This is a genomic window from Rhizobium sp. AG207R, assembly GCF_027109195.1.
In the GTDB taxonomy this organism is placed as follows: domain Bacteria; phylum Pseudomonadota; class Alphaproteobacteria; order Rhizobiales; family Rhizobiaceae; genus Rhizobium; species Rhizobium dioscoreae.
Genome location: NZ_JAEPVT010000006.1, coordinates 23,899 through 36,270, shown reverse-complemented (window position 1 = coordinate 36,270; position 12,372 = coordinate 23,899). Strand labels below are relative to the sequence as shown.

The window sequence follows — 12,372 nt, the reverse complement described above, 5'->3', positions numbered from 1 at the left end:
GGGGACAAGGGTCTGGATAAGATTTCTCTTCATGATATTGCCGCAATGCTTCATATCTGCTGCGGCCATCGAACCGGAGAGCGACGATTCTATGATCAAGAAAATTGCCATTCTTGCCCTTGCGGCAGCCTTTTTGAACGCATGCACCACCACCGACCCCTATACGGGTGAGCAGAAGGTATCGAATACCGCAGGCGGTGCGGCGATCGGTGCCGGCGTCGGTGCCGTTGCCGGTCTTCTGATCGGTCATTCGCCGGCCTCGCGCCGCAATGCCGCGCTGATCGGCGCCGGCGTCGGTGCGCTCGCGGGTGCCGGTATCGGCAACTACATGGACCAGCAGGAGTCCGAACTGCGTGCACAGCTGCAGGGCACTGGCGTTTCGGTTACCCGCGTCGGCGACCGCATCATCCTGAACATGCCTTCGGCGATCACCTTCGATATCGACCAGGATGCGATCAAGCCGGAATTCTTCCCGACGCTCAATTCCGTCGCGATCGTTCTGCGCAAGTTCAACCGCACGCTGATCGACGTCAACGGCCATACGGATTCGACCGGCAGCCTGCAGCATAACCAGGATCTGTCCGAGCGCCGCGCCGGATCGGTCGCGTCCTACCTCGGCAGCCAGGGCATCGATCAGCGCCGCATGTCGGCCATCGGCTTCGGTCCGTCGCAGCCGGTCGCAACCAATGCCACCGAGGCTGGCCGCGCGCAGAACCGCCGCGTCGAGATCCAGATCGCACCGATCACGCAGAACGGCTAAGCCTTTCTGGACAAAAATGGCCGGGTCTCGCGATCCGGCCGTTTTCTTTGCGCGTCCGATCACGCATGCATGCTTGCGCCCTTGGTGATCTTGTCGACGATTTTCTTGTCGGCGCGCAAGGCGATGCCGACGACCTTGGCATCTTCCGGCGTAAATTCGGCAAAGACGGCGCGGTTGGCCGCGTCATGCCCGGTTGAGAACATTTCTTCTATAAAGATGGAAGAGGTGACGCCTCGCTCCAGCGAGCGGCGGTGGATGGCGGCAATGCTCTCCTTGTCAGCCGAGAGCACGATGATGGGCTGGATCGATAAAGCGTTGTAGACGTTGCCGGTGCGATCGCGATAGGCTTCGCCGATGATATCGGGATGTTGTCCGGCTATGCCTGTGGATAGGAAGGCCGTTACATTCAGCTTTTGCCAGGATTGAAGGTCGTTTCGCAGAACGATCGCGATTTTGGTATCGAACATCGATGGTCACTTTCATGCAGTCTGGAAATGGGACATTGCACGAGGATGTAGCCGGACAGATCTTCGAGGGTCTTGAACATTTGTGCGTGACACCGGAGGCCAACCGCATCCTGTCTGCGCCTGCCTATCCGGGCATCGAACGCATCCAGGCGCAGTTTCGTGGCGATGCCTTCGAACTGCATCGGCACGATACCTATGCGCTTGGCGTCACCATGCGCGGCGTGCAGACATTCCGTTATCGTGGCGAACAGCGCTACAGCCTGCCGGGGCGGGTGATCATTCTTCATCCGGACGAACTGCATGACGGCGGGGCAGCGACCGAGGACGGCCTCGTGTACCGGATGCTGTATCTGGAACCGTCGGTGCTGTTTCAATGCCTTGAGGCGGCGCGTGTCGGCCTGCCTTTCGTCGATGATCCCGTGGTGGAAGACAATCGTCTTGCCGGCCTGTTGCTGGCGGCGCTTGGCGAGCTCGATCGTGAGCTGGATGAGCTCTTCGTCGACGATTTCGTTTCGCGGCTCACCGACGGACTTGTCCAGCATGCCCGTTTGCCGCAACGGCGCTTGGGCAGCATTGCGTGGGGGCAGGTGAAGATTGCGCGAGACTATCTCGAGGCGCATGTCACACGAGGTGTGCGCTCGCAGGAATTGGAGCGCATCACCGGTCTCGATCGCTTTGCGCTTGCGCGGCATTTCCGCGCCGCCTTTGCAACAAGCCCGCATCGGTTCCTGCTGATGCGGCGGCTGCAGCAGGCGAAGGCGATGATCGGCGCGGGAGAGTCGATCGCGGAGGTGGCAGCCGTAACCGGCTTTGCCGATCAGAGCCATCTGACCCGGCATTTCAAGAAGGCGTTCGGCATTGCTCCAGGTGCTTGGAACAACATGGTTCAAAGAACCGGTTAGCGGGACTTGTCGGCTCTCAATGAATGCCGAGGAACTGCTTGAGCTCTGGGGTTTGCGGATTGGCGAAAACTTCGCCGGGCGGTCCGATTTCGTGCACGCGGCCCTGGTGCATGAAGACGACGCGCGAGCAGACGTCGCGGGCGAATTTCATCTCATGGGTCACCATCAGCAGCGTCATGCCTTCGCTTGCCAGCTCGCGCACGACGGCGAGAACTTCCGCGACCAGTTCCGGGTCCAGTGCGGAGGTGATTTCATCGCAGAGCAGCGCGATCGGCTGCATGGCAAGTGCCCTGGCGATGGCGACGCGCTGCTGCTGGCCGCCGGAGAGCTCATCCGGATAGGCGTCGAACTTGTGCCCGAGGCCGACACGGTCGAGCATGCGCCGCGCCATGGCCTCGGCTTCGGCCTTGGCGGTCTTCTTGACGACCATCTGGGACAGCATGACATTGCGTCCCGCGCTCAGGTGCGGGAAAAGATTGAATTGCTGGAAGATCATGCCGACCTTCAGTCGGAGGGCCTTCAAATGCAGATCGTCGGGCAGGAGCTGTGCGCCCGCGACGGAGATCGAGCCGTCATTGATCGTTTCCAGGCCGTTGATGCAGCGCAGCAGCGTTGACTTTCCCGAACCGCTCTTGCCGATGATGGCGATGACTTCGCCGGGCTCGACATCGAGGTTGATGCCCTTCAGGACTTCGTTGGTGCCGAAGCTCTTGCGGACTTCAGTGATTTCGATGAGCGACATTGAGCTTCCTCTCCAGGATCTGGCTGCTTTTTGACAGCGGCCAGCACAGGGCGAAATAGATGAGCGCGACAAAGCCGTAGACGGTGAACGGCTGGAAGGTCGCATTGGTGATGACGGTGCCGGCCTTCGATAGCTCGACGAAGCCGATGATGGAGGTCAGGGCCGTGCCCTTGACGACCTGCACGGAGAAGCCGACGGTCGGCGGCACGGCGATGCGCAGCGCCTGGGGCAGGATGACGTAACGCATCTGCTGCAGATAGCCCATCCCCAGACTGGCCGAAGCCTCCCATTGCCCCTTGGCAACAGCCTCGACGCAGCCGCGCCAGATTTCGGTCAGGAAGGCTGATGACCAGAGGGTGAGCGCGACGCCGGCAGCCAGCCAGGCCGGCACGTCGATCCCGAAAAGCCCGAGACCGAAGAAGGCCAGGAAGAGCTGCATCAGCAACGGAGTGCCCTGGAACAGCTCGACGAAATATCTGACCGCAATGCGGCCGGCCTTTGCCTTACCGATCCGCAGGAACAGCAAGATTGCGCCGACGATGGCACCGCCGGCGAACGAGACGAGCGACAGCAATACCGTCCAGCGCGCGGCCAGCAGCAGGCCGCGCAGGATATCCCATGTGGTGAATTGGATCATTGGCGGACCCTGCGTGGAAAGATCATCTTGCCCACGACCGCGAGTACCTGTCGAAGCAGGATCGCCAGCGCGAGGTAGATCGCCGTGGAGACGAAATAGGCTTCGAAGGCGCGGAAAGAACGCGATTGAATGAAGTTTGCCGCGAAGGTCAGATCTTCGGCGGCGATCTGCGAGACGACCGAAGAGCCGAGCATAACGATGACTACCTGCGATGACAGGGCCGGCCAGATGCGCTGCAGGGACGGAACGAGGACGACATGCCGGAAGGTTTCGAACCGGGTCATGGCCAGGCTGGCGCCGGCTTCGAATTGCCCGCGCGGCGTTGCCTGTATGCCGGCGCGGATGATCTCGCAGCTATAGGCGCCGAGATTGATGATCATCGCGAGATTGGCAGCCGTCATCTCGTTCATCTGCACGCCGATGCCGGGCAGGCCAAAGAAGATAAAGAAGAGCTGGATCAGAAACGGCGTATTGCGGATGAGCTCGACATAGGCAGCGACGAAGGGTTTGAGCCACCCTGGACCCAGTGCTCGCGCCCAGGCGCAGGCGATCCCAAGGAGAATGCCAAGCACAGCGCCGATAAGGGTCAACTCCACCGTGACGAGAACGCCCTTGATCAGCGTGGGATAGTATTCGGCCAGCCAGCCGAAATCGAAATGATAGCGCATGGGAGAAAGCCCTGCTCGGACCGATCACGCCGCCGAATGACGGTACGATCGGTCCTGCGTTGATCAGAAGCCGGTCGGCAGGTCGGCGCCCAGCCACTTCTGCGACATCTTGTTCAGCGTCCCGTCCGCCTTGGCGGCGGCAACGATGTCGTTGACCTTCTTCTGCAGCGCCGGCTCGTTCTTGTTCAGGCCGATGAAGCAGGGGGAGTTGGTGATGAGGAATTTCATCTCGGGCTTCTTCGGAGGGTTCTTGGCGAGAATGGCCGCCGCGACAACGTTGCCGGTCGCAACCAGCTGGACCTGTCCGGACAAGAAGGCGGAGATGGTGCCGTTATTGTCCTCGTAGCGCTTGATCGTCGCGTCCTGCGGCGCGATCTTGGTCAATGCCAGATCCTCGATCGCGCCGCGGGTGACGCCGATCGTCTTGCCGGAAAGGTCTTCCGCCTTTGTTGCCGCGACATCGCCGGGGCCGAAGACGCCGTTGAAGAAGGGCGCGTAGGCTTCAGAGAAATCGATGACCTTTTCACGATCCGGATTCTTGCCGAGGCTTGAGATCACCAGATCGACCTTGTTCGTCTGCAGATAGGGAATGCGGTTGGCGCTGGTGACGGGAACGAGTTCCGTTTTCACGCCGAGTTTTTCGCCGATCAGATTGGCCATATCGATGTCATAGCCCATGGGTGCCATGTCCGTGCCGACGCTGCCAAAGGGCGGAAAGTCCTGGGGGACGGCGACGCGGAGTGTGCCGCGCGAGGCTATGTCGCTCAAGGCATCCGCCCGAGCTGCGTCAGGGGCGGAAACCGACCCCATTGCGAGCATCGCAATTCCGAGTGCCATGAGCATTTGTCTGCGCTTCATCGAATGTCCTTCCAATCGTGGCTATGTGAAAGCTGAAAGGCGATAGGCAAGACATATGCCAGTCGACGGAAAACTGCGTCGCGGTGTTATGATCTGGATGAAAGTGAATGCTCGGTGATCGTTGAGTTGGTGTTCTGATTAAAATATAGGCAAAACTCTGCCGCGATGCTTTTTCCTACCAACCGATTGTCGTACCTTTGATCAATCGCACAAAACTTGAACTTATGCGCGATAGCGGTTCACTTTCATCACTGGACAGCGCCGCCCCAAATGCCCCATAGAACCGGGAGGGGTTAACGCCCTGGACGACCGCGATGGGAGATTCGGACTATGGTTTTGGCTGATGCAAAGGCGGGAACACGCAACGAGGCCGGCATATCCGCCGTTCTCGGTATTCTGAAGCAGGCCTTCGGCGAGCGGTTCCAGACCGGCGAAAGTTTTCGCGCCCAGCACGCCCACACGACCACTTATATCCCATCGCAGCTGCCGGACGGCGTGGTCTTTGCCGAAACGAGCGAGGATGTGCGGACTGTTGTCAAGGCATGTGCCGAACATAAGGTTCCGGTCATTCCTTTTGGCACTGGATCTTCGCTGGAGGGACAGGTGAATGCGCCGCAGGGCGGCATTTCCATCGATTTCAGCCGCATGAACCGCATTCTCGAAGTCAATGCCGAGGATCTGGATTGCACGGTCGAGCCCGGCGTCACCCGCGAGCAGCTTAATACCTACTTGCGCGACACCGGCTTATTCTTTCCGATCGATCCCGGCGCCAATGCCTCGATCGGCGGCATGGCATCGACGCGCGCGTCGGGCACCAATGCCGTGCGCTATGGTACGATGAAGGACAATGTTCTGTCCGTGACCGTAGTGACCGCCAATGGCGAGGAAATCCGCACCGCCCGACGCGCCAAGAAATCATCCGCCGGTTACGATCTGACGCGGCTTTTCGTCGGCGCCGAAGGCACGCTCGGCGTGCTGACCTCGATCACGTTGCGCCTCCAGGGCATTCCGCAGAAGATCGCCGGCGGCGCCTGCGCTTTTCCGGATATCAAGGCTGCGTGCGATGCGGTCATCATGACCATCCAGATGGGTGTTCCGGTCGCGCGCATCGAACTGCTCGATGCCATGCAGATGCGGGCCTGCAATCGCTATTCTGGTCTGACCTATGACGAGAAGCCGACGCTCTTCCTCGAATTTCATGGCACCGACGAAACTGTTGCGCTGCAGTCGGCGCAATTTGCCGAGATCGCAGCCGAATGCGGCGGCGGCGAATTCCTTTGGACAAGCAATGCGGAAGAGCGCAACAAGCTCTGGAAAGCTCGACATGACGCCTATTGGGCCTGCCGGGCGCTGGCGCCGGAGTTGGCTGCGCTATCGACCGATGTCTGCGTGCCCATCTCGCGGCTTGCCGAATGCGTCGCAGAAACCCAGGCCGATATCGAGGCGCACGGCCTGCTGGCACCCATCGTCGGCCATGCCGGCGACGGCAATTTCCATGTGCTCGTCTTGTTCGACGACAAGACGCCGGCAGGTATCGCCGTTGTCGAGGAATTCGTCGCGCGCCTCAACGCGCGTGCGCTCGCCATGGATGGCACCTGCACGGGCGAGCACGGCATAGGGCAGGGGAAGATGGCGTTTCTGGAGCAGGAACTCGGCGATGCGGTCGATCTGATGCGTCAGATCAAGGAGTCGCTCGATCCGGATGCCATTTTCAATCCAGGGAAGATATTCCGCAGGCACTGAAAGATGGAATATTTTCATGATGTTGGCTTGCTACGGCCGCGAATGGCGCTAGGCTGCATCCGCACTTTTCCGGTTTTTGCCATGAAAAGCCACCGATATGCGCTAGATGGGGCATATCTCCCGAAAAGAGCTGCTGTAACAGGCGGAGATCGGGTAGAACCATGCATATGCGCTCTGACAAGCGACGCCTGCATGTGTTGGGAATGAAGATTGGAGACGATACGCGTTGTTAGGTAGGGTCCTGGTTTTTCTGGGTGGATTGCTCGTGGTGGTGCTGTTCGTGGCGCTGCTCGCTCCGCTCTTCATAGACTGGACCGATTTTCGCAAGAACTTCGAGGATCAGGCGAGCCGCATCATCGGCAAGAAGGTGACCGTTCACGGCACGGTCGATGCCCGCCTTCTGCCGTTTCCGTCGGTAACGCTGCACGATGTCCGTGTCGGCCAGGAGGCTGATGGCACACCGCTGGTGCAGGTGGCTGAATTCTCAATGGATGCGGAACTTGCGCCTTTCCTTTCCGGGGAAGCGTTGATCTTTGATATGCGGGTGTCCAAGCCCAAGGTACGGCTGCGGCTGCTGAAGGATGGCACGCTTGACTGGATGCGCGGCAGTCAGCCGGAAATTCCCGCAAAGTCCGTCGTGCTCGAAAACGTTCATGTCGAAGACGGCGACATTCTCTTCATTGACGAGCAGACGGGCAGGGCCCGGCATGTCACGGGCCTGAATGCCCAGATGTCGGCCAGATCGCTTGCCGGCCCCTGGCGTATCGAGGGCGATGCGGCACTCGACAACGAGCATGGCAATTTCACTGTTTCCAGCAGCCAGCCTGACGACAACGGCGTCCTGCGTGTCCGCACCCGGCTGATGCCGGATCGCCATCCGCTGAATGTCGATCTCGACGGCGAATTGAAACTCGTCAACAGCAAGCCCGATTACATGGGCTCCTTCACAGCCGGGATCAACGATAAGCAGACGCGCGATTCCGCCGACCAGAAGGCGCAGCCCCGCATCAAGGGCCGTTTCGAGCTGACGAATGACCGCATTCGCGTTCCCGAATACCGTCTCGAAGTCGGCGCCGATGACGATCCCTATGTCGTCACTGGCGAGGCGACGCTGGATACGGGGTCCAAGCCGGAATTCCTGCTGACGGCCGACGGCCAGCAGATCGACGTCAATCGTCTCGGCAACAATAAGGGCACCAATGGCAAGACCAATCGCAACCCTGCAATCTCGGCGCGTCAGCGCCTCAACACTCTGATTGCGATCGCGGCTGAAATCCCGGTGCCACAGGTTCCCGGCAAGGCGACCTTCCGCCTGCCGGCGATCGTCGCGGGCGACACGACCATACGCGACGTGCAGCTCGATCTCGAACCGGCGGGAACGGGATGGAAGATCGATCATGCGATCGGCACGATGCCCGGTCGCACGCAGGTCGAAGCGCGCGGCAATCTGATGCTGATGGGCGAGCCGAATTTCATCGGCAATCTGGTTGTCGCATCCAACCAGCCGTCGGGATTGGCCTCGTGGCTTGTAGGGTCCGTCGACCCGGCGATACGCCAGCTGCGTCAGGCCGGCTTCTCTGCCGATGTCAGCCTGAAGCATGATGAACAGCGCTTCGAAAATCTTGAGATTGCAATCGGTTCGGCCACGCTGAAAGGCCGGATCGATCGTCAGAGCGGGACAGACAAGGCCCCGCCAAAGCTTGCGGTCGACCTGATCGGCGATGCCCTCGACCTAGACGCACTGAGGGCGCTCACGGGGCTCTTCACAGGTCAGGATACGGGGGAATCCCTCTTTGATCATCGGATCACGGCGCATCTCCAGGCCGGAAAATTCATGGCATTCGGCGTGCCGGCGGAGAATGTTGATACGTCCTTCTCCGTTGCCAACGGCGCTCTGACGATCGATAAGCTCTCGGTGCACAATGTCGCCGGCGCCGAAATTACCGCAACCGGCCGCGCCGACGGCTCGCCTTCCGACTACAAGGGATCGGGCGAGATCACCTTCAAGGCTGCCGATCCCGGGCCGTTCTTCGAAATGCTGCGCCAGCATTTGCCGCATCATCCCGTCATGGACCGGTTGGTGCGCAATGCCGCATGGTATGGAAACACTGCTCTTCGCGGGGCGGTGACGCTCGGCGGGGATCAGGACAATGCGCTGACGGTGACGCTTGCCGGCGTTTCCAACGGTAGCCGCGTCAATTTCGATTATCGCATGTCCGATCTTTCGGCGTTCACGGGCAAGGGCACCACGACGCTCGAGGGAACGCTGGAAAATTCGGTGACGTCGATCCTGTTCGGCCAGGCGGGTCTCGATCCGTTGCCTGTCGAAGCCGATGCCAACGGTCGTCTGACGCTGAAAGTGTCCGCAAGCGGCACCGATCCGGCGGATGCCGCACTCACCTTTGCGACCGACAAGACATCGTTTACCGCAAACGGCAAGGTGGATGTCCGTCCCGCCACCTTCCTCAATGGCAACATAACGCTGTCGCTCGAAAGTGCTGATATCGATCCTTATTTCGTGATGAACGGCATCGGCGTTCCACAGATGGGTGCCGGCTTGCCGGTGAAGTTCCAGGCCAATGCCGCACTGAACCCGGACAAGATCGTGTTTTCGGACATGAAAGGGTTGTTCGCCGACAACAACATGTCCGGCACGCTGACCGTTGATCGGAAGGCGCCGAATCTCAAGGCGTCGGGCGAATTGTCGCTCGACAAGGCGGATCTCGACTGGCTGGCGGAAGCCATCTACGGGCCGATAAGCGATCCGAAAACAGGCACTCTGAACCAGGATAAACTTGGGCTGCCTGCCTTCACCGGAATGGATATCGGCGTCAAGCTTTCCGCAAAGCAGGTATGGCCCGGCATATTCGGTCCCATTTCGAATTTCGCCGCCAATGCGACCTACAAGGGCGAAGAATTGCGGCTTAACGATCTGACGGGTGGCTGGAACGGCGGCACGCTGACCGGCAGCGCAATGTTCGCCAATTCCGACGGTACCGGCCTGCTGCAGACGAAGCTTAGCCTGGCCAACGGCGATCTCGCCGCTGTCGCCTGGCAACGTGACGGTGCGCAGCTTGCCACCGGTCGCTTCGGCCTTGCGATGAATGCCGAAGCGAGCGGCAAGAGCATTGCCGACCTTGCGGCCAATGCCAGCGGTTCGGGTGAAATGAAGCTCGGCGAGACGCATGTGCGTGGCCTCAATCTCTCCGTCATGCCGCCGCTCCTCTCGGCGACGGATCAGATTCAGGGTGATATCACTGCCGCCAAGGTGCTGCCGATCGTGCAGACGCTGCTCAACAATGGCGAAGCGGTCCTTCCGGCGACGAGCATTCCTTTCAACATTTCCGCCGGTGTGATGCGGGCGACCAATATTGCCGCCGGCAACGATCTGGCAAAGCTTTCGGGCAATGCCGAAATCAGTCTGCCGGATGAGCGTATGCGCGGCTCTCTTGGCATCGATTTCAACGCCGGCTCAGAAGCCCAGAGCGGGGCGGAACCGGCCTTGCGCCTCGATTTCGCCGGCCCGCTAGCCTCCCCGGGCCGGACAATGGACGTGACGGATGTGACCAGCTTCCTGTCGGTTCGGGCATTCGAGCGTGAACGCCGGCGTGTCGAGCGCCTGCAGGCCAATGTGCTTGAAAAGCAGAGGCTGCGGCGTGAAGTGGCGCTGTACAAGTATGTTGCAGGCATGCGCGAGGCTCAGCGCCAGCGCGATGCCGCTATCGAGCAGCAGCGTCGTGCAGAAGAAGAACGGTTACGCAATTTAGCCCAGCAAGCGGCCACCCAGAAGCAGGCGGAGGAAGAGGCGCGCGCCAAGCAGGCGGCGGAGGAAGCGGCCAAGGCCAAGGCGGCGGCCGAAGCTCGAGCCAAGGCCGAAGCGCAGCATCCGCCGGCGGGACCTCTGAATTTCAATGAACTGCCGGGAGTTGCCCAGTAAACAGGGCGGTTGTGGATCGATCCACATCTGGTAGGTGAGGCGCAGCGCTCACGATATCGTCGTGAACTCCTCTGCAGCCATTCAGTTGCGATCCTTCAGCCATCTGAGGACATAGAGGCGAAGTGCCGAGGAGAGATTGCTGCCGGCTTCGCGCCCGTCGTCGATCTCGGAAATCAGTGCTGCGAGCGACATGCCGCGCGCGCTGGCGATAGCCTTCAGTTCTGTCCAGAAGGCATCTTCAAGGGAAAAGCTTGTGCGATGGCCATGCAGCGTCGCGGAATGTTTGCGGATCATCGGCGGATCGATCAAAAATCGGAAATGGCGGGATATTTCTGAAAGTGATTCAAAATGCGGAAGTAAGCAACTGATTTCTGAAGTTTTTTATCTCGGGGTCTAAACTAGTCTTCGGTCTTCTTGGTTTCGATTCGCCCGGCCTCGTGCGTCTTCTCGGCCTTTTCGTTAAGCGCCGACGTCAGCTTCTTCTCTGCCTTGGTTCGCCCGAAGGCGATGCGGTTCTGCTCCGCTTGCTTTTCCTTGTCCGAGCGGGCCTGCTTTTTGCGAAACTGGCGCAGATTGACGATTTCGGCGCTCATCGATCTCTTCCGTTACCGATACGAAAAAAGGAAGCGAATGCTTCCCCTCCAATGCCTACTGCTTCTTGCGGAATGCGTCGAGGGAGACGACCGATCCCGGCTTTTTTTCTTCGCCTTCCTTGGCTGCCGCCGCCGGCGCTTCCTCGCCTTCGGCCGGTACCGGATAGGCCGTAATCTCGCTGGAGGAGGTTTCCTCTTCCTCGTCAGCCAGCGGCACGTCGAACTCCAGCTCGAAATTCACCGATGGGTCATAGAAGCCGCGGATTGCGTTGAAGGGGACGACCAGTTTTTCCGGAACGTCGGAGAAGGAAAGGCCGATCTCGAATTGGCTTTCGCTGATCTTCAGGTCCCAGAACTGGTGCTGGATGACGATGGTCATCTGCTCGGGATACTTCGCCTTCAGGTGCTGCGAAATGCGCACACCCGGAGCGCCGGTCAGAAAAGTGATGAAGAAGTGGTGATCACCGGGCAGGCGGCCTGTAGCGGCGACCTCGGTCAGCACCTTGCGGATCACTCCACGCAGGGCGTCCTGTGCCAAAATGTCGTAGCGGATATGATCCTGCCCCATGCTTTCCTGTCTTTCGTTGGCCATGTTTTTTATAGGCTTATGCCACGCTGAACGCCGCCGGAAAAGCCCTATGCGCGAGTCACCGCCTGTCGATCTATAATATAGCACTGGAGAAGAAGGTGAAGGCTTCTGTTGCCAGGTGCCTTCGAACCCCGCCTAAGAGTGCGACCCCTTAGGACTTTATTTGAAGTGTCACACCGCGATTAAGCAGCGAGACGAGCTTCCGCATAGTTGTCGTTTGCAACTACAATTTTAGCCCGATAACGGCGGTACAATGCCGAGCGAAAAGTCGATCTTTACACCCTTGTCGATCCTGTTTCGCCCCCATCAAAAGCCGGTCTGACGCCAGTCTTGCCGGCCGGTTTTTGGTGGAGGCGCCGGGTACCGCCCCCGGGTCCAATAGGTTTATTACACCGCTCATTTATCGCCATAGCCGGCCCGAAGACCGGCAAAGCTGATATAGTGTTTTCCGCCGGCGAAGGGAAGGGCAATTGTCA

The 12,372-nt window shown here is 59.7% G+C and carries 12 protein-coding genes and 1 other RNA gene; 4 read left to right on the top strand and 9 right to left on the bottom strand.

What is annotated here, in order from left to right:
- The first annotated feature begins 91 nt into the window (after nucleotides 1–91).
- Nucleotides 92–760, top strand: a complete 669-nt coding sequence (locus tag JJQ51_RS15145) for an OmpA family protein (RefSeq protein WP_069612829.1) — start codon at nucleotides 92–94, stop codon at nucleotides 758–760.
- 59 nt (nucleotides 761–819) lie between these two features.
- On the opposite strand, the gene JJQ51_RS15140 is transcribed toward JJQ51_RS15145, so the two are convergent.
- On the bottom strand, nucleotides 820–1,227 hold the full coding sequence (locus tag JJQ51_RS15140) for a DUF2000 family protein (RefSeq protein ID WP_113351993.1): 408 nt from the start codon (nucleotides 1,225–1,227) through the stop codon (nucleotides 820–822).
- Nucleotides 1,228–1,241: 14 nt separating this feature from the next.
- On the opposite strand from JJQ51_RS15140, the gene JJQ51_RS15135 reads away from it, so the two are divergent.
- Nucleotides 1,242–2,129, top strand: a complete 888-nt coding sequence (locus JJQ51_RS15135) for an AraC family transcriptional regulator (RefSeq protein ID WP_371864913.1) — start codon at nucleotides 1,242–1,244, stop codon at nucleotides 2,127–2,129.
- A 16-nt stretch (nucleotides 2,130–2,145) separates the two neighbouring features.
- Here JJQ51_RS15135 and JJQ51_RS15130 read toward each other — a convergent pair whose 3' ends face one another.
- From JJQ51_RS15130 to JJQ51_RS15115, 4 genes are all read right to left on the bottom strand, one after another.
- Nucleotides 2,146–2,871, bottom strand: coding sequence for an amino acid ABC transporter ATP-binding protein (locus JJQ51_RS15130; RefSeq protein WP_113230542.1), 726 nt, complete (start codon nucleotides 2,869–2,871; stop codon nucleotides 2,146–2,148).
- The gene (locus tag JJQ51_RS15125) at nucleotides 2,849–3,508 is read right to left on the bottom strand and encodes an amino acid ABC transporter permease (RefSeq protein ID WP_113390627.1); all 660 of its coding nucleotides are present in this window, start codon (nucleotides 3,506–3,508) and stop codon (nucleotides 2,849–2,851) included. The genes JJQ51_RS15130 and JJQ51_RS15125 overlap by 23 nt, the downstream gene beginning before the upstream one ends.
- A complete protein-coding gene (locus JJQ51_RS15120) occupies nucleotides 3,505–4,176 on the bottom strand; it encodes an amino acid ABC transporter permease (protein ID WP_145632634.1) in 672 nt (223 codons plus the stop codon). Before JJQ51_RS15120 ends, JJQ51_RS15125 begins: the two co-directional genes overlap by 4 nt.
- Before the next feature lie 63 nt (nucleotides 4,177–4,239).
- Nucleotides 4,240–5,019, bottom strand: coding sequence for a transporter substrate-binding domain-containing protein (locus JJQ51_RS15115; protein ID WP_246661092.1), 780 nt, complete (start codon nucleotides 5,017–5,019; stop codon nucleotides 4,240–4,242).
- Between the two features lie 345 nt (nucleotides 5,020–5,364).
- Between JJQ51_RS15115 and JJQ51_RS15110 the strand changes: the two genes are divergently transcribed.
- Together JJQ51_RS15110 and JJQ51_RS15105 are read left to right on the top strand one after the other, a co-directional pair.
- On the top strand, nucleotides 5,365–6,777 hold the full coding sequence (locus JJQ51_RS15110; protein WP_145632642.1) for an FAD-binding oxidoreductase: 1,413 nt from the start codon (nucleotides 5,365–5,367) through the stop codon (nucleotides 6,775–6,777).
- Between the two features lie 226 nt (nucleotides 6,778–7,003).
- Entirely contained in the window at nucleotides 7,004–10,714 is a 3,711-nt protein-coding gene (locus JJQ51_RS15105) for an AsmA family protein (RefSeq protein ID WP_269244853.1), read from the top strand.
- A gap of 81 nt (nucleotides 10,715–10,795) precedes the next feature.
- Here the strand turns inward: JJQ51_RS15105 and JJQ51_RS15100 are convergent, their stop codons facing one another.
- The 4 genes from JJQ51_RS15100 to ssrA form a co-directional block, all read right to left on the bottom strand.
- Nucleotides 10,796–11,008, bottom strand: a complete 213-nt coding sequence (locus tag JJQ51_RS15100; RefSeq protein WP_069612828.1) for a ribbon-helix-helix domain-containing protein — start codon at nucleotides 11,006–11,008, stop codon at nucleotides 10,796–10,798.
- Between the two features lie 104 nt (nucleotides 11,009–11,112).
- Nucleotides 11,113–11,307 (bottom strand): DUF4169 family protein, encoded by a 195-nt coding sequence (locus tag JJQ51_RS15095; RefSeq protein WP_113332950.1) that lies wholly within the window; start codon nucleotides 11,305–11,307, stop codon nucleotides 11,113–11,115.
- A 55-nt stretch (nucleotides 11,308–11,362) separates the two neighbouring features.
- Nucleotides 11,363–11,875, bottom strand: a complete 513-nt coding sequence (locus tag JJQ51_RS15090) for an SspB family protein (protein WP_113333137.1) — start codon at nucleotides 11,873–11,875, stop codon at nucleotides 11,363–11,365.
- 118 nt (nucleotides 11,876–11,993) lie between these two features.
- Nucleotides 11,994–12,364, bottom strand: a transfer-messenger RNA (tmRNA) gene (ssrA, locus tag JJQ51_RS15085).
- Nucleotides 12,365–12,372 lie beyond the last annotated feature (8 nt).